The following is a 24,355-nucleotide window of genomic DNA, read 5'->3' as shown; positions in this document are numbered from 1 at the left end:
CTCAGATCCTTCCGTGTTCACAAATCGCCATCGCGCGCGCCCGCGCTTCGGCGTCGCAGCTCAGAACCATATCGAGGTCTTTTGCGGCGATTCCAAGACCCTGGTCCCGCGACATCTCGCCCAGAACCTTCTCGACCAGCGTGGCCATGTCGAGAAATCCGATCCGACCGGCGATGAACAGATCGAGCGCGACTTCCTTGGCGGCGTTGAACACGGTGCCCGCCAGACCGCCCGTCTCCATCACCTCGCGCGCCAGCCGCAGGGCGGGGAACCGCTCCAGATCCGGGGTGCGGAAATCGAGCTGTCCGATCTTCGCCAAGTCGAGCTTCTCGACCGGCAGAGGTTTACGCGCGGGCCAGTTCAGCGCATAGCCGATCGCGTGGCGCATGTCGGGCACGCCCATATGCGCCATCAGCCCGCCATCGTGGAACCCGACCAGCGAATGGACGATGCTCTGCGGATGGACGAGGACTTCGATCTGCTCCGGCGCGAAGCCGAAGAACTCTTTAGCCTCAATGACTTCCAAAGCTTTGTTAAACATCGACGCGGAGTCGATCGTGATCCGCTGGCCCATGTTCCAGTTCGGATGCGCCGAGGCCTCGGCCACCGTGGCATGGGCGAGTTTCTCCATCGGCCAGTCGCGAAACGCGCCGCCCGAGGCGGTGATGATCACCCGCTCGACCGCGGCGATATCCTCGCCGACGAGGCCTTGGAAAATCGCGGAATGCTCGCTGTCGACCGGCAGGATCGTCGCGCCATGTGCGCGCGCCTCAGCCATCAGCAAGGGGCCCGCGGTCACCAGAGATTCCTTGTTGGCCAGCGCCAGCGTCGCACCTTGCGAGAGCGCCGCAAAGCCGGGCGCGAGCCCCGCCGCGCCGACGATCCCCGACAGGACCCAATCGGCCGGACGATAGGCCGCCTCGATCAGCGCCTGCGGCCCGGCGGCCACCTCGATCCCGGTCCCGGCCAGCGCATCGCGTAGCGCGGGCAGACACTCGTCGAAGGCCGTCACGGCCAGATCGGCCTTCAGCGCCACGGCCTGCTCGGCCAGTCGCGCGACATTGCGGCCTGCGCTCAGCGCGACCACGTCGTAGGCCTCCGCCCCGCCCTGTGCCATCAGCAGATCAAAGCAGCTTTCGCCGATCGAGCCGGTCGCCCCGAAGACCGAAACCTTCCGCATCGTTCAGCCTTCCGTCAGCGGCAGGGTCATCACCTGCGAGATCAGCATCAGGAACACGACCGCGCCGGTCAGCGCGTCGAAGCGGTCCAGCACACCGCCATGGCCCGGGATCAGCGAGGAACTGTCCTTCACGCCGGTCGCGCGCTTGATCGCGCTTTCGGCGATGTCGCCCAGCTGGCCTGCAAAGGCCAGAAGCGGCGAGATCCAGATCATCGCGAGCCCGCCGCCCATCTGGGCGAAGAGAAAGCCCACCAGCGCCGCACCGACCCAGCCGCCGACCGTGCCCGACCATGTCTTCTTCGGGCTGACCTTGGGCCAGAATTTCGGCCCACCCATCGTGCGGCCCACGAAATATCCCATGATATCAGAGACAACGACCACCGCGACGATCCAGGTGATCGCGCCGAGCCCCGCGCCTTCGCGCAGTGCGACAAGCCCATAGCCCGTCAGCATGATCGCCAGCGCATAGCCCGCGCCAAGCCAGCGTCGCCCGGTGCAGATCACCGCCGCCATGATCGGCACGATCAGCAGATAGATCAGCCCATAAGGCTCATGGATGGCGAGGACGAAAGTCAGCGCAGCCGCCGCCACCAGCCCCAGACCGATCGCCTTGCCGGGACGTTCGGGGCGCAGCATCGCGGTGAGTTCCCAGATCATCAGCCCGGTGACGAGCACCGAGAGCGCCGCGAAGACCGGACCGCCCCACCAGATCGCAGCGAGGCCGATCGCGACCATCGCAAGCCCGGAGGCGAGCCGCGGGACGAGATCGCCCCATTTGCCGGACCGCGGCGTCTCCGTCACGAGGCAACCCCGCCGAAGCGCCGCTCGCGCCCGGCAAACCGATCGAGAATGTCGGACAGCTCATCCGGCGTGAAATCGGGCCAGAGCGTCGGCGTGAATTCATATTCCGAATAGGCCGCCTGCCATGGCAGGAAATTCGAGGTCCGCGTCTCGCCCGAGCTGCGGATCACCAGATCGGGGTCGGGCATGCCCGCGCTGTCGAGCCGCGACGAGATCATCGCCTCGTCCACCTCGTCGGCCGTGATCTTGCCCTCGGCGACGTCGCGCGCAATCGACTGCGCTGCGCGTTTCAGCTCGTCGCGCCCACCGTAATTGATCGCAACCGCGAGCGTCAGCTTGGAATTGCCCTTGGTGCGGGTCTCGATCGCGTCCATCGTCTCGCGCAGCAGCGGGTCGAGCGGCGTGCGATCGCCGATGAAGCGCAGCTCGACGCCCTGACGCGACAGCTCCGCCGCCTCGCGTTTGATCATCAGCCGGAACATCTTCATCAACCCGAGAACTTCCTGCGTCGAGCGCTTCCAGTTCTCCGTCGAGAAGGCGTAGATCGTCATGTAGCGGATGCCCAGATCGGGCGCGGCTTGCACGACCTTCTTGATCTGCTCGGCCCCTTTGCGGTGACCGGCAAGACGCGGCCAGCCGCGCTGGGTGGCCCACCGCCCGTTGCCATCCATGATGATCGCGACATGCAGCGGCGCCGGGGCGCCCCCCTCATGCCCCTGCGGGGTCTGGGCGATGTCGGGAATGCTAGGGGCCATCGGCAATGTGATCCTTTTCGCTCAAGACGCAGGGGGGCTGAGGCAAAAGCCTCAGACCTGCATGATCTCGGCTTGCTTGTCTTCGAGCGCCTTGTCGACCTTGGCGATATGCGCGTCGGTCATGTCCTGAACCTCGCTCTCCCAGATCTTCACGTCGTCTTCGGACATGCCGTCGGCCTTGGCCTTCTTGATCTGGTCCATGCCGTCGCGGCGCACGTTGCGGATCGCGACGCGGGCGTGCTCGGCATATTGGGCGGCGACCTTGGTCAGCTCGCGGCGGCGCTCTTCGTTGAGCTCCGGGATCGGCAGCATGATGATCGTGCCATTGGTCTGCGGGTTGATGCCCAGACCGGATTCGCGGATCGCTTTCTCGACCTTGCCGACCATCGACTTGTCCCAGACGTTGATCGTGACCATCCGCGGCTCGGGCACGTTCACGGTACCGACCTGATTGATCGGGGTCATCTGGCCATAGGCTTCGACCTGAACAGGCTCCACCATCGAGGCCGAGGCGCGGCCCGTGCGCAGCGACGCGAATTCATGCTTGAGCGAGCTCATTGCGCCATCCATGCGGCGGGCAAGGTCATCGGTGTCGATCTCGATATCGTCGGACATTGGGTATTTCCCCGTTCTTGTTGAGCCTCGGGCCGAGCTTTAGCGCAGCTCGCAGGCGAAAACTAGCATTTGTGACCGTCGCGCGGCGCTCAGCCCTGCACTTTGGTGTAGGTGCCTTCGCCTGCCAGAATGCCGCGGAAGCCACCCGGCTCGTCAAGCGAGAACACGATGATCGGCTTGTTGTTATCGCGTGCGAGCGCGATTGCCGAGGCATCCATCACGCCGAGGTTCTTTTGCAGAACTTCATCGTAGCTGACGGTGTCGTAACGCTTGGCGTCGTCGAATTTCACCGGGTCCTTGTCATAGACCCCGTCGACCTTGGTGCCCTTGAAGATCGCTTCACAGGACATCTCGTTGGCGCGCAGCGTGGCCGCCGTGTCGGTCGTGAAATAGGGGTTGCCGGTGCCGGCAGCGAAGATGCAGACCCGCTTCTTCTCGAGGTGGCGCACCGCGCGGCGGCGGATATAGGGCTCGCAGACCTGATCCATCGGAATGGCCGAGATCACGCGGGTGAAGACGCCAAGGCCTTCCAGCGCGGACTGCATCGCCAGCGCGTTCATCACCGTCGCGAGCATCCCCATGTAATCGGCCGTCGTGCGCTCCATCCCCTGAGCCGAGCCCGCAAGCCCGCGGAAGATGTTGCCGCCGCCGATCACCATGCAGATCTCGACGCCCAGATCGCGCACCGATTTCACTTCATGCGCTATACGCGAGACGGTCGGCGGATGCAGGCCATAGCCCTGATCGCCCATCAGCGCCTCACCCGAGATCTTCAGTAGCACGCGATTGTATTTGGCCGCGGGATGCGTCTCGGTGCTCATCTGATCCTCCGATGGGCTGTTGTCATTGGCGCGCAAAATGATCCAAATAGAGCCGGGGTTCAACCTCTTGCGAAAGCGTAGAGCCCCGAGCCCGCCAGAAAGCCTGCAAGAGCCGCCGATGCCGACTGCCCTGCCCGACATATCGCCGCGAACGCCCGTGCTGATCGCGGGAGCGACGGCGAGCGGAAAATCGGCGCTGGCGCTGTCGATCGCCGAGGCCGAGGGCGGCGTCGTGATCAATGCCGACGCGCTGCAAGTCTGGTCGTGCTGGCGAGTGCTGAGCGCGCGCCCCTCGCCCGAGGAAGAGGCCCGCGCGCCGCATGCGCTCTACGGTCATCTCGATCCCGGCGCCGACTATTCCGTCGGCCATTGGCTGCGCGACGTCACCCCGTATCTGGAGGCCTTTCACGCAGGCGGGCAGCGCCCGATCATCGTGGGCGGCACCGGGCTCTATTTCACCGCTCTGACGCAAGGCCTGGCGGAAATCCCTGAAACGCCACCGGAAATTCGCGCCGAGGCCGATCATCGGCGGCTCTCGGAGGGCCATGCCGGGATGCTGGAGGAACTCGACGGCGCGACCCGCGCAAAGATCGACGCGCAGAACCCGATGCGAGTGCAGCGCGCGTGGGAGGTGCTGCGTGCCACCGGTGAGGGGCTTGCCGTGTGGCAGGCCCGTACGCCGCCACCGCTCCTGCCGCTCGACACCGTGGCGCCGCTTCACCTCGATCCGGATCGCGACTGGCTGGCAGACCGCATCGACCGTCGCTTCGATCTGATGCTCGAACAGGGCGCGCTCGACGAGGTCCGCGCGGTGGAGCCGATCTGGGATCCGAACGCGCTCTGGGCGAAGGCGATCGGGGCGCCGGAATTGATCGCGCATCTGCATGGCGAGCTCGATCTGAGCGAGGCGCGAGAGCGCGCACAGGCGGCAAGTCGCCAATATGCCAAGCGGCAGCGCACTTGGTTTCGTGGCCGCATGAAGGCGTGGCACAAGATCGCGTAGACTGTGACCCTGCGGCAACTGGGCGCTTGGGCTTCTGTGGAAAATTCCTTGGTCCACGAGAGTGTTGCGGTCTATCCTCCCGCCGACATCGCCTAGGATCAATGCATCGTGAAGCTCTTCTCGACACCGCCCCTTTCGCAGCTCTCGCAGGCCAAAACCGTGAAGCCCGGCGCAGGCGGCACGCCCGGCCCGGCATTGACCGCGACCGACCTGCCGGCTCCCCCGAGCGAGCCGCGGCTGGTGCAGATCGCGCATCTCGCCAAGGGCGGGCGCTGGCGGGTCGAGGCGATGCGCGCCCATTCCGAACCCTGCCTGCTGTGGTTCTCGCGCGGGCAAGGCCGGATCACGCTGGGCGGCGTGACGCGCGGCTACGGCCCAAATAACGCGATCTTCATCCCGCCGGGCGTGATGCACGGCTTCGAGATTTCCAACCAGACCCACGGTCAGGCGCTGTTCTTCGGCCGCGACACCGACATCACTCTGCCGCCTGCCGCCCATCACCTGCGCATCCGCGAAGCTATTGCGCAGGGAGAGATCGGCTCAATCTTGGAGGCGATCCAGCGAGAGAGCGAGAGCACGCGCCCCGCCGCCGACCGCGCGCTGCGCAGCCATCTGGGTCTCTTGAGCGTCTGGCTCGAGCGACAGATCGCAAGCAACGCGAACGAGGCGATCCGCCCGAGCGCTGCGCGCCGTCTGGTCACGCGCTATGCCGTTCTGGTCGAGCGCGAGTATCGCGCGGGCACCCCGGTCGCGGATATCGCGCGCGAACTGGGCGTCACGCCCACGCATCTGTCGCGCGCCTGCCGCGATGCCTGCGGGAAATCGGCGCTGGAGCTGATGCAGGAACGGCGTCTGTATGAAGCGCGCCGCCTGCTGCGCGACACGCCTGTCCCGATCAAGGATATCGCACAGCTTCTGGGCTATCGGAGCCCGGGCTATTTCTCCCGCGCCTTTCAGGCCGGCACCGGCAGCACGCCGAACGCCTTCCGCCGCGCAAGCTGACCCGCGCCGCGACCGACCGCCTGCCCGATCTTCCCCGACCCTAGACACGAAAAAGGGCCGCGCCTTTGCAGACGCGGCCCGGGGTTTGGGGAGGTAAACCCTATCAGAAGAACCCGAGCTTGTTCGGGTTGTAGCTGACCAGCATGTTCTTGGTCTGCTGGTAGTGATCGAGCATCATCTTGTGGGTCTCGCGACCGATGCCCGATTGCTTGTACCCGCCAAAGGCCGCATGGGCCGGATAGGCGTGGTAGTTGTTGACCCAGACGCGCCCGGCCTCGATCCCGCGCCCGAAGCGATAGGCACGCGAGCCGTCACGGGTCCAGACGCCGGCGCCAAGGCCGTACATCGTGTCATTGGCGATCTCGAGCGCCTCGGCCTCGTCCTTGAAGGTCGTGACCGACACCACCGGGCCGAAGATTTCCTCCTGGAAGACCCGCATCTTGTTGTGGCCCTTCAGGATCGTCGGCTGGATGTAGAAGCCGTTCGCCAGATCGCCGTTGAAGCGTGCGGCATCACCGCCGGTCAGCACCTCGGCCCCCTCTTCGCGACCGATGCTCAGATAGGACATGATCTTGTCATGCTGCTCCTGGCTGGCCTGCGCACCGACCATCGTCTCCATCGCGCGGGGATCGCCCTGCTTGATGGCTTCGACGCGGGCGATGCAGCGCTCCATGAACTTCTCGTAGATGTCTTCCTGAATGAGCGCACGGCTCGGGCAGGTGCAGACCTCGCCCTGGTTGAAGGCAAACAGCACGAAGCCCTCGACCGCCTTGTCGAGGAAGGCATCATCTTCGGCCATCACGTCCGAGAAGAAGATGTTGGGCGATTTGCCCCCCAGTTCCAGCGTGACCGGGATCAGGTTCTCGGTTGCGGCCTGCATGATCTTGCGACCCGTCGCGGTGGAGCCGGTAAACGCGATCTTGGCGATGCGCGAGGAACTCGCGAGCGCCGCGCCGACTTCCGCGCCATAGCCGTTGACGATGTTCAGGACGCCATCGGGCAGCAGGTCGGCGATGACTTCCATCACCACGAGGATCGCTGCCGGGGTCTGCTCGGCCGGTTTCAGCACGATGCAGTTGCCCGCCGCCAGAGCCGGCGCCAGTTTCCATGCCGCCATCAGCACCGAGAAGTTCCACGGGATGATCTGGCCGACAACGCCCAGCGGCTCGTGGAAGTGATAGGCGACGGTGTCGTTGTCGATCTCCGACATCGTGCCTTCCTGGCTGCGCAGAACGCCCGCGAAATAGCGGAAATGGTCGACGGCGAGCGGAATGTCGGCCGCCGTGGTCTCGCGGATCGGCTTGCCGTTGTCCCAGGTCTCGGCGGCGGCGATCAGGTCGAGATTTTCCTCGATCCGGTCGGCGATCTTGAGAAGCACGTTCGAGCGCTCGGCAGCCGAGGTCTTGCCCCACGCGTCTTTCGCGGCATGCGCGGCGTCGAGCGCGGCTTCGATATCCTCCGCCGACGAATGGGCGACTTCGCAAACCTTACCGCCGGTGATCGGGGTGATGTTGTCGAAATACTTGCCGTTTTTCGGGGGCACGAATTTGCCGCCGATGAAGTTGTCATAACGGTCGCGGAACGGCGAAACCGAAACGCCCTTGAATTCAGGTGCCATATCGTTGGCCATTGGTCTTCCTCCCAGATTGAACGCAACCGACAGGGCTGCGCGCCATGGAGATCAGACTGCCCAACCGCGCGCCCTGCGCATAGCCGCTCTGCGCTGGTGGAATGCATCATCTGTCTCGCGCCTGAGACAGGTGCAGCCGCAGCATTGAGAATTTGCCGGGGCGCTGAGACTATCGAAGACGGCGTGTGTCGCGCGCGTCAGGAAGCGAAGTTCTGAGACGAGTCGAGATCGCGACGGCAAGTCGTTCAGGACCGCCCAAGCCGGATCAGAAACGCGCCGTCCATCCCAGCGAAACCCCCATCGCCGAACTCTGCCCCGGCTCGTAGACGAGCCCCGCACCGAGCCGACCGATCCCGGCCTTGCGCGAATAGCCGATCTGCAGGTCGGGCTGAGGGGCCGCGCTTTCGATATTCACCGAGGCTGTCGTCATCACGACCTTTTCGGAGCGCGTATTTCCGATGGCTGCGCCCACAGCGGTCGGAACGCTCATCGTCAATTTTCCCGAGGCGAGCGCGATCGGCGTCGAAACCCCGACAGAGATGCGGTCATCCCCGGTCAGAAAACCGGTCTTGCTCAGGCCAATGGCATAGGCGTTCGACCTCAGCCCGCTCCCGGATTGGAGCAAACCGTTCCCGGAGAAGCTGGAGTTGCCATTCGCTGCGGTAAGCTCGAGAGTCGTCCCGTCGCCGAGAGAGACATTCATCCCGAGCTGTACGAAATGGGTATTGCTCGAAAGCCCGCCGCCGAACGCGCCCCCCACCGAGGTGCCCAGGAAACCGCCGTCTTCGTGCAGGTTGCCGACGGTCATCGAAAGCGTGCTGGCGCCGAACCGGGCATTGAGCGAACCGGCGATATATTGCGAGGTAACATCGCCCGCGCCGCCGCCTGCCTGCGAAATCGAGGCCGACACGCCATCGCCGAGACCGATTTCGTAGTGAATCGCGGAGGCGGTGTCGAAAGATTTCAAATAAGGCGCGGCCATCGCGGCACTGTCGACCCATTTCGTTCCGGCAATCGCGGAGCTATCGCCATGCGACAGCGACAGGGTGCCGGTGCCCGCGCTGAAATTGACCGGAGCGGTCGCCCCCATCGCGAAAGTCTCGGTGGAGGCCTGCGCGGCGCGGGCGTCGGCATAGTCGGCCACGAAGCTGCTCGCCGCCACGTGATAGCCGCGATCATAGGCATCCGTGACGATCATCCGCTGATTGGAGAGTGTCGCGCGCAGGGCGCCTGCGACGCCGCGGGTTGCGCTGATCGTGCTCTGGGTGGCCGGCACGGAGGGACCGTCGAGCGAGCTGGTCGTCTCGACTTTCAGCGTTCCGGCCGGTGCCTGAGCCTGCCGGAGATTGAGCTCGCCCCAACCATAGATCGGGTCGATCCCCACCGCACCGAGATCGGTTGCGCTGTTTTCGAGGATCTGCACGATCTGCTGACCGGTGAGCTCGGGGAACTCGCTCTTGAGCACCGCAACCGCGCCGGTGACATAGGGCGTCGCCATCGAGGTCCCGCTCATATAGGCGTAATCGCTTCCAAGATCGCTCGGATAGGTCGAGAGGATATCCACGCCCGGCGCGGCGAGACAGTAATTCATCGCCTCGCCACAGCGGTTGGAAAAACTGGCGATCTGGTGGTTGCTGTCCACGGCCATGACGCCAAGTATCGAGCCTTCCATTTCCGGGAAATACTCCGGCAGGCCCGCCATCAGGCTCGGATTGGCTCCACCGTCATTGCCCGCGGCGAACACGCTGACCATGCCCGCCTTTGCCGCCGCGTCGAGCGAGTCGATGGTGGCCGACCCAAGCTGTTGGCGGATCTGGTCGGCGCTCGAAAACTGGTCGATCGTGAGCGTCTTGTTATTACCGTCGACATAGGCCCAGCTGTTGTTCATCGAGACCGCACCGGCATTGACCGAGCGCGTGACCGCATCGGCGTAGCTGCCCGCAGGCACCGAGCCTCCGACGCCTTGCAGGATCATCAGCTTGGACCCCCAGGCGATCCCCTCGATCCCCTGCCCGTTCTGCACACCGGCAACGATCCCGGCCACATGCGTGCCGTGCCCGTCGGTGTCGGTGACGTCAGAGGTGTTGTCGAAATAGCTGTAGGAGAGCGCGCCATCGATGTTGTCAGCGAGATCGGGATGGGTCACATCCGCGCCGGAGTCGTAGATCGACACGAGCGTTCCCAGCCCATAGGCCCCCTCGGCATAGCGATAGGCTGCCTCGGTCTGCGCAAGGCCGCCGCTTGCATAATACTCGTCGGTCTCGAAACTGCTGACGCTGCCGCCAGTGCCGGTATACGGCGCGTTGCCCGAGGGCGGCGGCTGGGTGTTGCTCGAGGAGCCGGATGAGCTCGAGGACCCGCCTCCTCCTCCCCCCGCAGCGGCGGCCAGCCCCACCACACCAAGGCCAAGGAGCAAGAGCATGCTGTTGGAGCCGGTCACCGATGTCGTGCTGGCCGCGGCAGTGTCCGCAGTATTTCCCGAAGTGGTATCAGGCGAACCGGGCGCGGCGGCGGGAGCCTGCGCGAGACCGTAGGAGACCGTCGTGCGACCCGCGAGCGCGATCCGTTGAGTGAGATCATGTGCATGCACCTGTGTGACGGCAAGCGAGGTCAAAGCCGTCGCCGCCAGAATACGTCCCATCGTCATCAAGATCCCTTTCGCGGAAAAATGCCTGCTTCGCGGAGGTCCGGTCTTCTTTTTGTCTGGATAGCCTCAGCGATACTGTGCTTCTCCCCTTGCTTCAACGACACTTGAGTTAAGCATCGGTTAAACGCGCTGGCATGTGTCGATAGCGACGCAGGGCGCCCTCGGAAAATTCATCAGGGCGCACTTGGAAACGCAGGAGACACGGTGCGAAATCTCAATGTTTCTTGGCCCTACTTCACGAAGTCGCAGATGGTGGGAGGTCGGATGCGCTGCGCCTCGCAAGCATGCCGGTCGCTTCGGATACACGAACAATTGAAACGTCATCGCGGCGCTCGGTCGGGTTGCATCGGCCCCTTTCGGCACAATCTGCAGCGTAGCGAGTCGCGTACCGCGGCGCGCGACGTTGAGCGAACCGCGCGCATCTATGCGAGACGAGGCGGCCAAATGACCCGCGACTGAACCGCTTTGATCTGCGCTCAACCAAGCTCCATCGTTGCGATGGCCTGCAAGGATGCCGTCGTCTTCGGAGCGGTGCCGCGATACATGCGCGCCGTCTCGAAAGCCGGGGTGAAGCCGCAGTCCGACAGACGGGCCCTGAGCATCGCGTTGCTCTCAGGCAGATCGATTGAGACGGGCGCAGTCGGAAAGCGGTGCGCCGCGGCGCGTGCCAGCCGCATTGCATCGTCACTCCGCACGGCAATGATCGGCCCGATCTTGAGCCCCTCGCGACATTGCCGCACGGTCGCGAAGCCTGTGCCATCGCTGAGCCGGACGGTCTGACGGGATGGGCCGGGCGCGAGCCAGCGGCTCAGAAAAGCGTCCCGCCGCACGCCACCTGCCCGCGCATCAAGCGCAATGAGCTGCTCGAGGTCAGCATGCTCGGCCGGCACGATGCCTGTGTCGTCTTCGCGCGAAAGCAAGCCCGTGAGCCGCAAGCTCGCGCCCTGACGTCGGAACCCGGAACGCGCGTAATTGTCCTGCTGCGCGGCCACGCCATCGAGGCCGACGCCGCGATCTCCCGCATGGCGCAGCGCATGTTGCCACAGGGCGAACCCGATGCCCTGCCCCCGGACTTCGGGCTTGCAGATATAGAGACCCAAGAAGGCGTTCTTCTCATCATGATTGACGACTGAGATCGCGGCCACAGGCGCACCATCCACCTCCGCGACGAAGAACCCTTGGGGATCGGCTGCGTAGAAAGCCTCGGCATCCGCGAGGCCGGGATTCCAGCCCTCGGCGGCGGCCCAGTCGAGCACCGTCTCCAGCTCTGACAGATCGGCATGGCGCAGGATCATGCCCCCAAGGCCTCACGCAGGCTCGCAGGGGCGGAGGTGCGGTTTCGCAAGTCGAGCGAGCTGAGGAGGTCGAGAAGGTGGTTTTTCATCAGCTCCTCCGCCAAATCGGCATCGCGTTCCGCAAAGGCGCGCATCAGGGCATGGTGGGCGTGGCTTTCGCACAGGGCCCCGCGCCGGTGCCAATAAAGCGCGATGATCAGCGAAGACCGCGCGACCAGCTGGGTGATGAATTCGGTGATCGTGGCCTGATCGGCAATCCGTGCGATCTCGAGATGGAACTGCCCCGACAGAAAGAGCGCCCGGCCCGCTTCGCCATCGTCGATCGCCGCGTGCTCTTCGTCGATATGACGTTGAAGCGCCGCGAGGTCGTCCTCGGTGATCCGCTCGGCGGCCGAGCGCGCGGTGCGCGGCTCGAGCAGAGCGCGCGCCTCGAACACCTCGCGCGCCTCGCGCACCGTGGGCTGCGCGACATAGGCCCCGCGGTTGCGCTTGAGTTCCACCAGCCGGTCATGGGCCAGCCGCTGCAGCGCGGCGCGGATGATGGTCCGCGAGACACCGTATATCTCCCCCAGCTCCTCTTCCGACAGCTTTGTGCCCGGCATCAGCCGATGCTCGTGAATCGCGAGCGCCAGATCATTGGCGATCGTATCGGGCATCGGGGCGGCGGGGAGCGGGTCGTTCATCTTGAGTTCCTTTCGTTCACACGATGCCCCGGGCGATCCGCGGAGGACAAGCTGGATCGCTTCGATTCGGATTGTATACAATGTTGTGTCGTAATTTTGCGCATGCAGAAAATTTTTCTGCTCAAATTCGAGGCAAGGTCGGATTCACGGCACCGTGAGTTCGGAAAATGATGGCGAGCGGTCCGGTTCGCACCGAAGGCTGAACCCAGATCGAAGGGAAGCGATGCGATGCGAACGGCACATGATCTCGAGCTGGTGAACCTGACGAAGCGCTACGGCGACACGGTCGCGGTGGACGCGATCAACCATGTCTTCGCGCCGGGCAGCTATGTCTGCCTGCTCGGCCCCTCGGGCTGCGGCAAGAGCTCGACGCTGCGGATGATCGCGGGCCATGAAAGCGTGAGCGAAGGCGCGATCCGCCTGAACGGCGTTGATGTCTCCGCCCTGCCCCCGGCCAAGCGCGGCACGGCGATGATGTTTCAGAACTACGCGCTCTTTCCGCACCTTTCGGTCAAGGACAATGTCGCGTTCTCGCTGCGGATGAAGGGCGTCGACAAGACCGCGCGCCATGCCAAGGCGATGGAGCTTCTCGAACTCGTCGATATGGCGCATCTCTCCGAGCGTCTTCCCACGCAGCTCTCCGGCGGGCAGCAGCAACGCGTCGCGCTGGCGCGGGCGCTGGTCACCGAACCGGAAGTGCTGCTGCTCGACGAACCGCTTTCCGCGCTCGACCCCTTCCTGCGGGTGCGGATGCGTGCCGAGCTCAAGCGGCTGCAGCGTGAGCTCGGCATCACTTTCCTTCATGTCACCCACGGGCAGGACGAAGCGCTCGCGCTCGCCGACGAGGTCGTGGTCATGAACAATGCCGTCATCGAACAGGCCGGACCCGCGCGCGAGGTCTTCAACACGCCCCGGACCGAATTCGTGGCGCGCTTCATGGGCGGTCACAACGTGGTCACGCTCGACGGGCAGCTCCATGCGATCCGTTCGGATGCGGTGCGCCTTGGCGCCGAGGGGATGCCCGCGACGGTCAGTGCGATCGAATATCAGGGCGACCGCGTCGCGGTGACGGCCCAGGCCGAGGGCCAAGAGCCGATCATCGCGCTGATGAGCGACGAGGCCTTCTATTCCAACGACATAAACCCGGGCGAGCAAGTGCGTCTTGCTTGGGATGAGGGGCGGCTGCACCGCCTCCGTGCCTGAAATCGACACTCCAACAGAGGGATAAGTGACAATGTCGAAAACCGGTTATACCCGCCGCTCGATTCTCAAAACCGGGGCGGCCGCGCTTGGCGCCTCCGCCCTGCCCGCGCCGATGATCTGGGCGCAGGAAATCAAGAACATCACGCTGCGCCAGTTCGGCACCGGCGTGTCGAACCTCAACGACGTGGCCAACAAGGTGAAGGAAGACCTTGGCTTCACGCTCGAGATGACCGCGCTCGATTCCGACGCGGTGACCCAGCGCGCGGCCACCCAGCCCGACAGCTTCGACATCGCCGATATCGAATACTGGATCTGCAAGAAGGTCTGGCCGACCGGCAACCTGCAGGCGATGGATACCTCGAAGATCAAGAATTACGACAAGATCGTCGGCATCTTCAAATCCGGCAAGCTGACGCCCGAGAGCGTGATCGCCCAAGGCACCGCGCCCTCGACCGTAGGCTTCGTCGAGGGCCCCGGCGGCACCACCTTCGCCGATCAGGAAACCGGCTGGATGACGCTGATCCCGACCATCTACAACGCCGACACGCTGGGCATCCGCCCCGACCTGATCGGTCGCCCGATCGAGAGCTGGACCGAACTTCTGAACCCCGAGTTCAAGGGCAAGGCCTCGATCCTCGACATCTCCTCGATCGGCATCATGGACATGGCCATGGTCTGCGAAGCGATGGGCGAGATCCAGTATGGCGACAAGGGCAACATGACCCGCGAAGAGATCGACAAGACCATGGCGATCTTCACCGAGGCGAAGAAGAACGGCCAGTTCCGCGCCTTCTGGAAGACCTTCGACGAGAGCGTGAACCTGATGGCCTCGGGCGAAGTGGTCATCCAGTCGATGTGGTCGCCCGCGATCACCGCGGTGAAATCGCGCGGCATCGACTGCGTCTACCAGCCCCTGAAAGAGGGCTATCGCAGCTGGGGCGGCGGTCTCGGCCTGTCCAAGTCGCTCTCGGGCATGGAGCTCGATGCGGCCTATGAGTACATCAACTGGTATCTCTCGGGCTGGGTCGGCGGCTACCTGATGCGTCAGGGCTATTACTCGGCCGTGCCGGAAACCTCGAAGGACTTCATGTCCGACAACGAGTGGGGCTACTGGTTCGAAGGCAAGCCGGCGACCGATGTGATCACCAGCCCGACCGGCGACAAGCTGGCCGAAGCCGGCGAGACCCGCGACGGCGGCTCCTTCTACGACCGAATGGGCCATGTCGCGTGCTGGAACGCCGTGATGGACGAGAACCAGTACATGGTTCGCAAGTGGAACGAGTTCATCGCCTCGTGATGACCGTGGTGGGGGGCTATCCGCCCCCCACACCCCCCGAGGATATTTGAGCCAAGTCGAAGGGCAGGATCGCGATGAAAGTGACCCGCGAGACGGTGACGGGATGGTTGCAGGCGGCACCCCTGACGGTGGTGTTGTTGGGCTTTCTGGTCGCGCCGATCATTACCATCGTGATCGTCAGCTTCTGGCAGGCGACCGAATTCTCGATCATCCCCGCCTTCAGTCTTGAGAATTACGAGTTCCTGTTCGGCTCGCCGGTGACCTACAAGGTCTTCGCCGCGACCTTCAAATACGCCTTCCTGACATGGGCGATGACGCTCGCGATCGGCTTCACGGTCGCCTATTACCTCGCCTTTCAAATCCGCAGCCAGACGATGCAGATCGCGCTGTTCCTGCTCTGCACGATCCCGTTCTGGACCTCGAACATCATCCGCATGATCTCATGGATCCCGTTCCTCGGGCGCAACGGGATTGCCAACCAGACGCTGATTTCATGGGGCGTGATCGACCAGCCGCTGGAGTGGCTGCTCTATTCCGATTTCTCGGTGATCCTCGCCTTCGTGCATCTCTACACGCTGTTCATGGTCGTGCCGATCTTCAACACGATGATGCGGATCGACCGCAACCTGATCGAGGCGGCGCGCGACAACGGTGCGAGCGGGTTCCAGACGCTGGTTCATGTGATCATCCCGCTGACCAAACCCGGCATCATGATCGGCACGATCTTCGTGCTGACGCTGGTGATGGGCGACTTCATCACCGTGCGCTTCATGTCAGGGTCGCAGCGGGCCAATGTGGGGCGGCTGATCTCCAACGACATCGCGCTGCTGCAATACCCGTCTGCGGCCGCGACGGCGGTGGTGCTGCTCTGCACCGTGCTGATCGTGATCGGAATCCTGCTGCGCTTCGTCAACATCCGCAAGGAGCTTTGAGCCATGGAGAAACGTCCGCGCAGCTTCTATGTCCTGACCGTCATCTTCGCGCTTTTCGTGCTGTTACTTTACGGGCCGACGATCACGATCGGCATCCTGAGCTTTCAGGGGCCGGAAGGCGGGCTGACCTTCCCGATGCGGGGCGTATCGCTCAACTGGTTCCACGAACTGTTCCAGCAGCAGGCCGTGGGCGATATCTGGGGCGCGTTCCGGCGGTCCTTCATGCTCGGCCTGTTGGTCATGGTGACGACGGTCGTCGTCTCGGTCATGGCGGGCCTCGCATTTCGCAAGAAATTCCCGGGCTCCGGCATCCTCTTCTACCTGACGATCGCCTCGCTGGTGATCCCCTCGATCCTGATCTCTCTGGGCGTGGGGCTGATCTTCAACCAGCTCGGATTGAAGGTGCATTGGGCAACCTCGGGTTTCGGCTCACAGCTGACATGGACGCTGCCCTTCGGCCTGCTGATCATGTTCGCCGTCTTCAACCGGTTCGACAAAAGCTTCGAGGAAGCCGCGCGCGATCAGGGCGCGAGCGCATGGCAGACGATCCGCTTCGTGGTGCTGCCGATCATCGCGCCGTCGCTCATCGGGGTGGCACTGTTCGGCTTCACGCTGAGCTATGATGAATTCGCGCGCACGCTTCTGACGGCGGGCAGCTACAACACGCTTCCGCTCGAGATATTCGGGATGACGACGAATGTGACGACGCCCGTGGTCTATGCCCTGGGCACCCTGACCACGGCGTTTTCACTGCTGATCATCGGGGCGTTCCTGATCGCCGCCTGGGTGATGGCACGGCGGCGCGCCCGGCTTGGCTCGGATGCCGGGAAAGGCGTTTGATCCCAGATGCGCATTCTGTACATCAACCCGAATTCGACGGCGTCGATGACCGATCAGATCGTGGGCATCGCGCGGGCCGCTTTGCCTGACGCCGAGATCGTCGGCTGGACGAATGCGGAGGGGCCACCCGCCATCGAGGGGCCCGAGGATGGCGCGAATGCCGTGATCGGGCTAAAGAAACTGTTGCCCGAGGCGAAGGTGCTTGGCGCCGATCTGATCGTGATCGCCTGTTTCGACGATACCGGGCTTGAGGAGCTGCGCGCCGCCGCGCATTGCCCGGTGATCGGGATCGGTCAGGCCGCCTATGTGATCGGTGCGCTGGCGTTCGGGGCGTTCTCGGTGGTAACGACCTTGCCGGTATCCGTGCCGGTCCTCGAGGAGAATATCGCGCAGTACGGGCTTGCGGGCGCGTGCATCGCGGTGCGCGCGAGTGGGATCCCGGTGCTGGCCGTCGAAGAGGGATCCGAGCCGGTCCGCGCGCGCCTCTCCGAGGAGATCGCCGCAGCCGGGAGAGAGGGCGCGCGCGCGGTCGCGATGGGATGCGCAGGCATGTCGCATCTGCGCGCCGATCTCTTCGAGAGAACCCGCGTTCCGTTGATCGACGGGGTCGTGGCCTCGGCGCATCTGGCGCGCGCGATCAGGGCGACCCTGAGTTGAGAGCAAACGTGTTCCTGAGGCTAGGCACCCTGCCCGTTCCCCTGCCGCTCAGACGCCGAGATTGAGTGCCTTGGCCTTGCGGTAGAAGGTCGCCCGCCCGATGCCGAGATCGCGCGCCGCCGCCGAGACATTGCCGCCGTTGCGGGCCAGTGCGCGGGCCATTTCGGAGCGTTGCGCCTCTTCCAGCCCGTTGCGGATGCCGTGTTCCAGCAGGTCCGACGCCGGAAGCTGGCCGATCTGGCCCGCCTCGATGCCAAGGTGCCGCCGCGCGGCGCGGGTGGCGCCGACGACCAGATCGTCGCGGTCGAGCGCCAGCAGCATCACGCCCTGCGCCCCGGTCTCGCCCGAGCCGGTCGAGAGGATGCGCGCGCCGTCATAGGAGGCGCGGAACAGGTCCGCCTCGATCCGGTGCGCCGCATCCTGCACGGTCAGCGCCACGAGCCGCGCATAGCCCTCGGTCATGTCCGAACGCGCGGAGCTGACATCGATCACCCCCGCCAGATCGCCCTGTGCGCCGAAGATGGGCGAGCCCATGCAGGTCAGCACGGTGTTGCGGGTGCGGAAATGCTGATCGCGCCAGACGGTGACGGGGCGCGCCTCGGCCACGCAGGTGCCGATGCCGTTGGTGCCCTCGACCCCTTCGGACCAGTCCGAACCGGGCGCGAGGTTCGAGGAATGAAAGTCATCGACATCGGCGTCGCGCAGACGTTCATCCAGCACCAGCCCGCCCGCATCGGACAGCAGAACCGTGCAGCCCGCATCGCCTGCCGCGCGCGACAGCCGGTCGAGCACCGGCGAGGCGATCCGCATCATCAGACCCGCCCGCTCGCGGCGCTCGCGCATCTCGGCCTGGGTCAGACGCTCGTTGCGCCCGCCGGTTTCGGGGTCGATGCGATGATGGATCATCGAGCGGCGCCAGCTGGCCGCGAACCCCGCCCGCGTGGCGGATTTCGGCGAAGAGACGACCTCGCGCACGATATCGGCATGTTGGCGCGGAACGCCTGTATGCAGTGACGGCATGCGAAAGCCTCCCTCTCTTGCGCAGCCTATGAAAGCCCAAGCAGGTTAGGCCGATTCGGACCTTACACAACGTAAATTCCCGCTGAGCGGCCCGGCACCTGTCTCGGGGGTGAGACAGTCGCGGCTCAGTCCTCCTCGTGCCGCCGCCCGCGAAATCCTTGGGCGACCACGAATTTCTCCGAGCTGTCCGAGCGCGAAGCCGGTGGTTTCACATTGGCGACCTTGGTGAAGTTTTTCTTCAGGATCGTCATCAGCCCCTGCTCCGCACCGCCTGCGAGGACCTTGGCGACGAAAGTGCCGCCCTCTTCGAGCACGTCGAAGGCGAACTCCGCCGCCGCTTCGCACAGCGTGATGATGCGCAGGTGATCGGTGTTCTGGTGCCCCGAGGACGAGGCCGCCATATCCGACATCACCACATCCGCAGACCCGCCGAGCCATTCCTTGACCTTGTCGTCGGCGCCTTCCTCGAGGAAATCGAGCACATGGATCTCGGCCCCCGGGATCGGATCGACCTCCTGCAGGTCGACGCCCAGAACGGTGCCGACCTTCTTGCCCGATTTCTCGCCCAAGGCGTTCACGCGCTTGACGGCCACCTGACACCAGCCGCCGGGCGCGCAGCCCAGATCGACCACCCGCGCGCCGGGCACGAGAAAGCGATACTTGTCGTCCAGTTCGAGGATCTTGTAGGCCGCGCGTCCGCGATAGCCCTCTTTCTTCGCGCGCTGCACGTAAGGGTCGTTGAGCTGCCGCTCGAGCCAGAGGGTCGAGGACAGCCTGCGCCCCTTCGCCGTCTTCACGCGCACGCGCAGGTCGCGCTGCCCGCGTCCGGAAGTGTTCTTGCCGCTGGGTGTCTTCGCCATCATTTCATCTCTTCTAACACGCCGTCTCCGGCCATTTGCGCATAGAGGAGCCCCTCGCGCAGGCCACGGTCGGCAATGGACATCTGGTCGGTGGGCCAGACCCGCATCAGGGCCTGCAGGATTGCAGCCCCCGACATAATCAAAGTGTGCCGGTCGCGCCCGATCCGCGGATCCGAGCGCCGCCCGGCGGGGCCGAGTTGCAGGAAGGAGCGGATCACCGCGTCGATCTCTCCCGAGGTCATCGTCAGCCCGTCGACCCGGTTGCGGTCGTAACGCTTCAGGTTGAGGTGGCAGGCCGCAACGGTGGTGACGGTGCCCGAGGTGCCGATGATCTGGAACCCGTCCTGCGGGCTGCCCGCCGCATAGGGCGTGAAGTCCGCGAGCTTCTCCTCGAAGAACCAGCTCATCAGCGCAAAGCGCGCGGCATCGTCCTCGACATCGGCGAATTGATCCTTGAGCGTCGCGACCCCCAGCGGCACCGAAATCCAGTCCACCACCCGCGCCGCCGGGTCCGGCCCGTCGGGCTGGTTGAACCCTTGCGAGAGCCGCATGATCGCGCGGGCTCGGTCGCCGGGCGGCACATCTTCGAGGTCAATCCAGACCAGCTCGGTCGAGCCGCCGCCGATATCGACCACCAGCACTTGCTCGGAATTGGGTGACACCAGCGAGGCGCAGGAGATCACGGCCAGCCGGGCCTCTTCCTCGGGCGGGATGATCTCCAGCGGCAGGCCGGTCTCGCGGCGCACATAGCGGATGAAATCGCGCGCGTTCTTGGCCCGGCGGCAGGCCTCGGTCGCCACAAGACGCATCCGGGTGACCCCGTGGGTTTCGATCTTGCGTCGGCAGATTTGCAATGCCTGAACGGTCCGCGACATCGAGCTGCGCGACAACCGGCCATAGGTTTCAAGACCTTGGCCCAGCTGGACGGCTTTTGAGAAGCTATCCACCACCTGAAACTGAGAACCCCGTGGACGGGCAATCAGCATCCGGCAACTGTTGGTGCCAAGGTCGAGAGCGGCATATAGCCCCTCGCCGGACTTGGCGGATTTGGTCGCGGGGGACTCGACCTGAGCCGGTTTCACCGCCCGCGCGGGCGATGCAGCTGTCGGGAGCGCGCCCGCCGACCGGGGACGCTTGGGCGCCATGATTACGCCCTCCGATTTGAAGTTGCTCTAAAGCTATCGGTTTGCGCCTCCCGGTTCAAGGGAGCGCGACGCGGAAGTGATAGAAGCTCCGCGCTTTTCGCGGGCCGCAACCGGGTCGCCCCGGCGCGCCCTCAGACCGCGGGCAGGATCACGGTGAAGCAGCTGCCCTCGCCCTTCTTGCTGTCGACGCGGAAGCGCCCACGGTGGCGCGCCACGATATGCTTGACGATGGCGAGCCCCAACCCGGTGCCGCCCTTCTCGCGCGAGCGGTGGGTGTCGACGCGGTAGAAGCGCTCGGTGATGCGCGGCAGATGCTGTTCGTCGATCCCCTCGCCGCGGTCGATCACATCGACGCGATAGGCTTTGCCGCGCAGCACCGGTTCATGCGCGATCGCGGAGACGCGCAGCCGCACCTCGCCGCCCTGCCCGCCATATTTGATCGCGTTCTCCACGAGGTTGGAGAAGACCTGCGTCAGCTGATCGGGATCGCCCTGCACCGGCAAAGCCCCGGTCTCGCCCTCGGAGATCAGCTTCACCTGTGCCGCCTCGGCGACGGGTTCGAGCGTCTGCGTGACCCCCTTGAGAACCAGCGCCAGATCGACCTTGGTTGTCGGGCGCATCCGTTCCTCGCCCTCGACGCGGCTCAGCGACAGAAGATCGCCCACCAGACGGTTCATCCGCGCCGCCTCGCGCTCCATGATCGACAGGAACCGATCCCGCGCCGCCGCATCGTCGCGCGCGCTTGAGCGCAGCGTCTCGATGAAGCCCATCAGCGCGGTCAGCGGCGTGCGCAACTCATGGCTGACATTGGCCACGAAATCGCGCCGCATCGCTTCGGCGGATTCGAGCGCGGTGATGTCCTCGAAGCTTGCCAGAACCGAATTCGTGGCAAGCGGCCCTTCGGGCGCGGGCGGCAGTGGAGAGAAATGCACCAGCGTGATCGTCTCGGCCTGACCGGTGGGGTGCAGCCGCAGGCGCACCGGATCGGGCCGCGCACCGCGCAGCGCCGCGCTCACCGCCGCGCCGAAACCGGGCTGGCGCAGCACCGTCACATAGGGACGCCCCAGAAACTGCGTGCCGAAAAGCCGGTTGGCGGCAAGATTGCCCTGCGCGATCCGCTCGTCGCGCCCGATCAGCAAAACCGCGCTCGGCAGCGCGTCGAGAACCTGTCCGATCGCCCCTTGGCTCATTGCCATGTCTCCCCGCCTGCCATCGCCGTCGCGGCAAGGTTTGAGCGATGCGACGCGACCTGTAAAGCCTTGCCATGCGCAAAAAACCGAACACCGCTTCGGTTCTGCAACTCACGCTTCGCGGTTAACAATCGATGGCTTGTGAAGTAGGTGGAAAAAAGCTAAACCTAGACGTGTATTTCATGGGGCCTTTCCGGGTCCTGTCACTTACACCGCGGGGGCGATGAGGTTTGCACTATTACTATGTCAAGAACCCCCCGTTCCCGTCTCGCCTTACAAGCCGTTCTCTTTCAATGTGTGAAGGCGTCTGAGACCAGCAACCTGCTGCTGGTCGACCCCGCGCGTGAGCTGCCGTCTTCGCTCAAAGAGATCTCCGGCCAGGCGATTCAGGTGCTTCAATACGACCAGATCACCGCGCAAAAGATGGTGAAGCTGCGCCCCGAACTGGTGCTGGCTCCGCTTCTGTCGGAGAGGTTCGACATTCTCGACCTCGCGAAGCGGCTCGAGGAATTCGGGTTCACCGGCAAGCTGCGAGCCTATTCCCGCCCGCTGCCCAATATCTCAGCCATCCGGCAGGAGGTGCGCGCCGCGCATCCCCAGCTCGACTTCGACATCTTCACCCTGCCGGTAGATGAGTTTCGCGACAATTAACCGATCGCTTTGAGCCCCTTCGAGAAGCGCGCAGCGTTTTCGCGGTAATGCGCGGCCGAGCCCAGCAGCGCCTGCAGCGCCTTCTCGTCGAGCTGGCGGACCACCTTGCCCGGCGCGCCCATCACGAGGCTGCCATCGGGGATTTCCTTGCCTTCGGTGATCAGCGCGCCCGCGCCGATCAGGCAGCCCTTGCCGATCTTCGCGCCGTTGAGCACCGTCGCCCCCATGCCGATCAGCGAGCCGTCCCCGATCGTGCAGCCATGCAACATCGCCTTGTGCCCGACCGTGCAATTCGCGCCGATCACCAGCGGAAAGCCCATATCGGTGTGGCAGACGACGTTTTCCTGAATATTCGAACCCGCGCCCACGCGGATTTCCTCGTTATCGCCGCGCAGCGTGGCGCCGAACCAGACCGAGGCCTCAGCCTCCAGCACCACCTTGCCGATCAGATTGGCGTCCGGCGCGACCCATGCGTCTTCGGCGATTTCGGGCGCGATCCCGTCCAGTTCGTAAATCATCTCGTCTCGAATTCCCTGTTCAGTTTTCGCACGAATTCATTCAGCCCGGTCTGACGGTCGCGGCGGCTGCGCTCGGCGGTCAGGATGGTGCGCAACTGCTCTTCGGCGCGGTCAAGATCGTCATTGACCAGAACATAGTCATATTCCGACCAATGGCTGATTTCGGCGAGCGATTTTTCCATCCGGCCGTTGATCACGGCATCGCTGTCCTGCGCACGGCTGCGCAGCCGCTCTTCCAGCGCCGCAATCGAGGGCGGCAGGATGAAGATCGAGACCACGTCCTTGCCCAGCGAGGAGTTGCGGATCTGCTGCCCGCCCTGCCAATCGACGTCGAACAGCGTATCGCGCCCCTCGCCCATCGCGGCCTCCACCGGCCCTTTCGGCGTGCCGTAGAAATTGCCGAACACCTCGGCATGTTCCAGCATGTCGCCCTGATCGACCATCTTCTCGAACTCGGCGCGGGACTTGAAGAAATACTCCACCCCGTTGCTCTCGCCCGGACGCGGATCGCGGGTCGTGGCCGAGATCGAGAAGCGCAGCGTCGGGTCCCAGGTCATCAGCCGCTTGGCCAGCGTGGATTTGCCTGCGCCCGAGGGCGAAGAAAGGATAATGAGAAGGCCGCGGCGGCTGGTATCGGGCATCGAAATTACTCTACGTTCTGAATCTGCTCGCGCAGCTGGTCGATCGCGTATTTCAACGCCAGACCGATCCGCGTCAACTCCGCATCGCCCGATTTCGAGCACAGCGTATTGGCCTCGCGGACGAATTCCTGCGCGAGAAACTCGAACTTGCGGCCCACGGGGCCGGTCTCGGCCAGAAGCGCACGCGCGGCCTCGACATGGACGCGGAGCCGCTCGATCTCTTCGGTGACATCGGCCTTGATCGCGATCAGGGCCAGCTCCTGCGCGACCCGGTCGGGATCGGCCTCGGTGGCCTCCATCACCCGCGCAAGCGCGGCCTTCAGCGTCTCTGCGGCTTTCGGGGCGCGCGCGGCAGCAGCATCAGCGGCCTCGTCGGTCAGCGCGGCGATCTCGTCGATGCGCGCGGCCAGCAAGGCGCCGGTCCGGGCGCCTTCTTCGCGGCGCATCGCGACAAAACTCTCCAGAACGGGCTCGAAACTCTCAAGCAGTGCGGCCAGCAGTGCCGCGGGATCCTCGATCGTGCCGCCCGAGTGATCGACCACTCCGCGCATCGCCATCAGATCGCTCGGCTTGAGCGGCGCCAGCGCCACGCCCTTGCGCTCGGCGGCGCGCTCGACCCTGTCGACGGCAGCAAGGGCGGCATTGAGCACGTCGGGCTCGATCCGCATCGCGGCACTGCCTGCGGCCTGCGTGAGCTTGAGGTTCAGCGTGACATTGCCCCGCGCGACGCGTTCGCCCACCGCCTTGCGCAGAGTCGGCTCCAGCCCCTCGATATCGGGCAGCCGCAGCCGCAGGTCGAACCCTTTGCCATTGACCGAGCGCAGATCCCAGCTCCAATCATGCCCCGCGCCGCTCCCCTGTCCGGCGGCAAATCCGGTCATCGAGACGGTAGCGGCGGCGGGCGCCCCCTCCGGGCGCGGCTCTGGAGCGGGTTTAACCATTTAAGAGTTTCTTTCCCCATGTGACGAA

The 24,355-nt window shown here is 64.7% G+C and carries 24 protein-coding genes; 8 read left to right on the top strand and 16 right to left on the bottom strand.

Going from position 1 to position 24,355, the window contains the following annotated elements:
- Position 1 precedes the first annotated feature (1 nt).
- The 5 genes from dxr to pyrH form a co-directional block, all read right to left on the bottom strand.
- Positions 2 to 1,180 (bottom strand): 1-deoxy-D-xylulose-5-phosphate reductoisomerase, encoded by a 1,179-nt coding sequence (dxr, locus tag BMI88_RS15680; RefSeq protein WP_246831906.1) that lies wholly within the window; start codon positions 1,178 to 1,180, stop codon positions 2 to 4.
- Positions 1,181 to 1,183: 3 nt separating this feature from the next.
- Entirely contained in the window at positions 1,184 to 1,981 is a 798-nt protein-coding gene (locus tag BMI88_RS15675) for a phosphatidate cytidylyltransferase (RefSeq protein WP_281480299.1), read from the bottom strand.
- The gene (gene uppS, locus BMI88_RS15670) at positions 1,978 to 2,736 is read right to left on the bottom strand and encodes a polyprenyl diphosphate synthase (protein WP_093477136.1); all 759 of its coding nucleotides are present in this window, start codon (positions 2,734 to 2,736) and stop codon (positions 1,978 to 1,980) included. The genes BMI88_RS15675 and uppS overlap by 4 nt, the downstream gene beginning before the upstream one ends.
- Positions 2,737 to 2,787: 51 nt before the next feature.
- Complete coding sequence (gene frr, locus BMI88_RS15665) at positions 2,788 to 3,351, bottom strand: ribosome recycling factor (RefSeq protein ID WP_078550245.1); 564 nt, start codon at positions 3,349 to 3,351, stop codon at positions 2,788 to 2,790.
- A gap of 89 nt (positions 3,352 to 3,440) precedes the next feature.
- Positions 3,441 to 4,172: a UMP kinase gene (pyrH, locus tag BMI88_RS15660; RefSeq protein ID WP_078550242.1), complete on the bottom strand. Its 732-nt coding sequence runs from the start codon at positions 4,170 to 4,172 to the stop codon at positions 3,441 to 3,443.
- A 118-nt stretch (positions 4,173 to 4,290) separates the two neighbouring features.
- On the opposite strand from pyrH, the gene miaA reads away from it, so the two are divergent.
- Both miaA and BMI88_RS15650 read left to right on the top strand, forming a co-directional pair.
- Entirely contained in the window at positions 4,291 to 5,175 is an 885-nt protein-coding gene (gene miaA / locus BMI88_RS15655) for a tRNA (adenosine(37)-N6)-dimethylallyltransferase MiaA (RefSeq protein ID WP_078550240.1), read from the top strand.
- Positions 5,176 to 5,283: 108 nt separating this feature from the next.
- Positions 5,284 to 6,177 carry a helix-turn-helix domain-containing protein gene (locus BMI88_RS15650; protein ID WP_078550238.1) on the top strand — a complete coding sequence of 298 codons (894 nt, stop codon included), beginning with the start codon at positions 5,284 to 5,286 and terminating at the stop codon, positions 6,175 to 6,177.
- 103 nt (positions 6,178 to 6,280) lie between these two features.
- On the opposite strand, the gene adh is transcribed toward BMI88_RS15650, so the two are convergent.
- From adh to BMI88_RS15630, 4 genes are all read right to left on the bottom strand, one after another.
- Positions 6,281 to 7,807 (bottom strand): aldehyde dehydrogenase, encoded by a 1,527-nt coding sequence (adh, locus tag BMI88_RS15645; protein ID WP_078540815.1) that lies wholly within the window; start codon positions 7,805 to 7,807, stop codon positions 6,281 to 6,283.
- Between the two features lie 265 nt (positions 7,808 to 8,072).
- Positions 8,073 to 10,454: a S8 family peptidase gene (locus BMI88_RS15640; protein WP_078550236.1), complete on the bottom strand. Its 2,382-nt coding sequence runs from the start codon at positions 10,452 to 10,454 to the stop codon at positions 8,073 to 8,075.
- Between the two features lie 476 nt (positions 10,455 to 10,930).
- Positions 10,931 to 11,749: a GNAT family N-acetyltransferase gene (locus tag BMI88_RS15635; protein ID WP_078550234.1), complete on the bottom strand. Its 819-nt coding sequence runs from the start codon at positions 11,747 to 11,749 to the stop codon at positions 10,931 to 10,933.
- Positions 11,746 to 12,432 (bottom strand): GntR family transcriptional regulator, encoded by a 687-nt coding sequence (locus BMI88_RS15630; protein ID WP_078550232.1) that lies wholly within the window; start codon positions 12,430 to 12,432, stop codon positions 11,746 to 11,748. The genes BMI88_RS15635 and BMI88_RS15630 overlap by 4 nt, the downstream gene beginning before the upstream one ends.
- A gap of 228 nt (positions 12,433 to 12,660) precedes the next feature.
- On the opposite strand from BMI88_RS15630, the gene BMI88_RS15625 reads away from it, so the two are divergent.
- From BMI88_RS15625 to BMI88_RS15605, 5 genes are all read left to right on the top strand, one after another.
- Positions 12,661 to 13,635, top strand: a complete 975-nt coding sequence (locus BMI88_RS15625) for an ABC transporter ATP-binding protein (protein ID WP_078550230.1) — start codon at positions 12,661 to 12,663, stop codon at positions 13,633 to 13,635.
- A 31-nt stretch (positions 13,636 to 13,666) separates the two neighbouring features.
- Complete coding sequence (locus tag BMI88_RS15620) at positions 13,667 to 14,932, top strand: extracellular solute-binding protein (RefSeq protein WP_078550228.1); 1,266 nt, start codon at positions 13,667 to 13,669, stop codon at positions 14,930 to 14,932.
- A 74-nt stretch (positions 14,933 to 15,006) separates the two neighbouring features.
- Positions 15,007 to 15,864 (top strand): ABC transporter permease, encoded by an 858-nt coding sequence (locus BMI88_RS15615; RefSeq protein ID WP_078550226.1) that lies wholly within the window; start codon positions 15,007 to 15,009, stop codon positions 15,862 to 15,864.
- 3 nt (positions 15,865 to 15,867) lie between these two features.
- The gene (locus BMI88_RS15610) at positions 15,868 to 16,704 is read left to right on the top strand and encodes an ABC transporter permease (RefSeq protein WP_078550224.1); all 837 of its coding nucleotides are present in this window, start codon (positions 15,868 to 15,870) and stop codon (positions 16,702 to 16,704) included.
- Positions 16,705 to 16,710: 6 nt separating this feature from the next.
- On the top strand, positions 16,711 to 17,361 hold the full coding sequence (locus tag BMI88_RS15605) for an aspartate/glutamate racemase family protein (protein WP_078550222.1): 651 nt from the start codon (positions 16,711 to 16,713) through the stop codon (positions 17,359 to 17,361).
- Positions 17,362 to 17,409: 48 nt separating this feature from the next.
- Here BMI88_RS15605 and BMI88_RS15600 read toward each other — a convergent pair whose 3' ends face one another.
- From BMI88_RS15600 to BMI88_RS15585, 4 genes are all read right to left on the bottom strand, one after another.
- Positions 17,410 to 18,381 (bottom strand): GAF domain-containing protein, encoded by a 972-nt coding sequence (locus BMI88_RS15600; RefSeq protein WP_078520769.1) that lies wholly within the window; start codon positions 18,379 to 18,381, stop codon positions 17,410 to 17,412.
- Positions 18,382 to 18,506: 125 nt separating this feature from the next.
- Positions 18,507 to 19,241 (bottom strand): RlmE family RNA methyltransferase, encoded by a 735-nt coding sequence (locus BMI88_RS15595; protein ID WP_078520770.1) that lies wholly within the window; start codon positions 19,239 to 19,241, stop codon positions 18,507 to 18,509.
- Positions 19,241 to 20,386, bottom strand: coding sequence for a Ppx/GppA phosphatase family protein (locus tag BMI88_RS15590; protein ID WP_078520771.1), 1,146 nt, complete (start codon positions 20,384 to 20,386; stop codon positions 19,241 to 19,243). The genes BMI88_RS15595 and BMI88_RS15590 overlap by 1 nt, the downstream gene beginning before the upstream one ends.
- A gap of 131 nt (positions 20,387 to 20,517) precedes the next feature.
- Entirely contained in the window at positions 20,518 to 21,576 is a 1,059-nt protein-coding gene (locus BMI88_RS15585) for an ATP-binding protein (protein ID WP_078550220.1), read from the bottom strand.
- Positions 21,577 to 21,966: 390 nt separating this feature from the next.
- Here BMI88_RS15585 and BMI88_RS15580 point away from each other — a divergent pair, with 390 nt between their 5' ends.
- Positions 21,967 to 22,227, top strand: a complete 261-nt coding sequence (locus BMI88_RS15580) for a hypothetical protein (protein ID WP_146673603.1) — start codon at positions 21,967 to 21,969, stop codon at positions 22,225 to 22,227.
- Here BMI88_RS15580 and BMI88_RS15575 read toward each other — a convergent pair.
- From BMI88_RS15575 to BMI88_RS15565, 3 genes are read right to left on the bottom strand one after another with little or no spacing between them, the layout of a single operon-like run.
- Entirely contained in the window at positions 22,224 to 22,745 is a 522-nt protein-coding gene (locus BMI88_RS15575) for a gamma carbonic anhydrase family protein (protein ID WP_078550218.1), read from the bottom strand. The genes BMI88_RS15580 and BMI88_RS15575 overlap by 4 nt on opposite strands.
- Complete coding sequence (gene gmk, locus BMI88_RS15570; RefSeq protein WP_078550216.1) at positions 22,742 to 23,386, bottom strand: guanylate kinase; 645 nt, start codon at positions 23,384 to 23,386, stop codon at positions 22,742 to 22,744. The genes BMI88_RS15575 and gmk overlap by 4 nt, the downstream gene beginning before the upstream one ends.
- A gap of 5 nt (positions 23,387 to 23,391) precedes the next feature.
- Positions 23,392 to 24,327: a YicC/YloC family endoribonuclease gene (locus tag BMI88_RS15565; RefSeq protein WP_246831905.1), complete on the bottom strand. Its 936-nt coding sequence runs from the start codon at positions 24,325 to 24,327 to the stop codon at positions 23,392 to 23,394.
- Positions 24,328 to 24,355: the final 28 nt, after the last annotated feature.

Source organism: Thioclava sp. F36-6 (assembly GCF_002020305.1).
In the GTDB taxonomy this organism is placed as follows: domain Bacteria; phylum Pseudomonadota; class Alphaproteobacteria; order Rhodobacterales; family Rhodobacteraceae; genus Thioclava; species Thioclava sediminum.
The sequence above is the reverse complement of the archived record's forward strand: the minus strand, read 5'-3'. Positions and strand labels throughout refer to the sequence as shown.

Excerpts from the sequence above, each read along its gene's own strand:
- dxr (WP_246831906.1), bottom strand. The coding sequence starts at position 1,180 with ATGCGGAAGGTTTCGGTCTTCGGGGCGACCGGCTCGATCGGCGAAAGC.
- uppS (WP_093477136.1), bottom strand. The coding sequence starts at position 2,736 with ATGGCCCCTAGCATTCCCGACATCGCCCAGACCCCGCAGGGGCATGAG.
- frr (WP_078550245.1), bottom strand. The coding sequence starts at position 3,351 with ATGTCCGACGATATCGAGATCGACACCGATGACCTTGCCCGCCGCATG.
- pyrH (WP_078550242.1), bottom strand. The coding sequence starts at position 4,172 with ATGAGCACCGAGACGCATCCCGCGGCCAAATACAATCGCGTGCTACTG.
- miaA (WP_078550240.1), top strand. The coding sequence starts at position 4,291 with ATGCCGACTGCCCTGCCCGACATATCGCCGCGAACGCCCGTGCTGATC.
- adh (WP_078540815.1), bottom strand. The coding sequence starts at position 7,807 with ATGGCCAACGATATGGCACCTGAATTCAAGGGCGTTTCGGTTTCGCCG.
- BMI88_RS15640 (WP_078550236.1), bottom strand. The coding sequence starts at position 10,454 with ATGACGATGGGACGTATTCTGGCGGCGACGGCTTTGACCTCGCTTGCC.
- BMI88_RS15635 (WP_078550234.1), bottom strand. The coding sequence starts at position 11,749 with ATGATCCTGCGCCATGCCGATCTGTCAGAGCTGGAGACGGTGCTCGAC.
- BMI88_RS15630 (WP_078550232.1), bottom strand. The coding sequence starts at position 12,432 with ATGAACGACCCGCTCCCCGCCGCCCCGATGCCCGATACGATCGCCAAT.
- BMI88_RS15625 (WP_078550230.1), top strand. The coding sequence starts at position 12,661 with ATGCGAACGGCACATGATCTCGAGCTGGTGAACCTGACGAAGCGCTAC.
- BMI88_RS15620 (WP_078550228.1), top strand. The coding sequence starts at position 13,667 with ATGTCGAAAACCGGTTATACCCGCCGCTCGATTCTCAAAACCGGGGCG.
- BMI88_RS15615 (WP_078550226.1), top strand. The coding sequence starts at position 15,007 with ATGAAAGTGACCCGCGAGACGGTGACGGGATGGTTGCAGGCGGCACCC.
- BMI88_RS15610 (WP_078550224.1), top strand. The coding sequence starts at position 15,868 with ATGGAGAAACGTCCGCGCAGCTTCTATGTCCTGACCGTCATCTTCGCG.
- BMI88_RS15605 (WP_078550222.1), top strand. The coding sequence starts at position 16,711 with ATGCGCATTCTGTACATCAACCCGAATTCGACGGCGTCGATGACCGAT.
- BMI88_RS15600 (WP_078520769.1), bottom strand. The coding sequence starts at position 18,381 with ATGCCGTCACTGCATACAGGCGTTCCGCGCCAACATGCCGATATCGTG.
- BMI88_RS15595 (WP_078520770.1), bottom strand. The coding sequence starts at position 19,241 with ATGGCGAAGACACCCAGCGGCAAGAACACTTCCGGACGCGGGCAGCGC.
- BMI88_RS15590 (WP_078520771.1), bottom strand. The coding sequence starts at position 20,386 with ATGGCGCCCAAGCGTCCCCGGTCGGCGGGCGCGCTCCCGACAGCTGCA.
- BMI88_RS15585 (WP_078550220.1), bottom strand. The coding sequence starts at position 21,576 with ATGAGCCAAGGGGCGATCGGACAGGTTCTCGACGCGCTGCCGAGCGCG.
- BMI88_RS15575 (WP_078550218.1), bottom strand. The coding sequence starts at position 22,745 with ATGATTTACGAACTGGACGGGATCGCGCCCGAAATCGCCGAAGACGCA.
- gmk (WP_078550216.1), bottom strand. The coding sequence starts at position 23,386 with ATGCCCGATACCAGCCGCCGCGGCCTTCTCATTATCCTTTCTTCGCCC.
- BMI88_RS15565 (WP_246831905.1), bottom strand. The coding sequence starts at position 24,327 with ATGGTTAAACCCGCTCCAGAGCCGCGCCCGGAGGGGGCGCCCGCCGCC.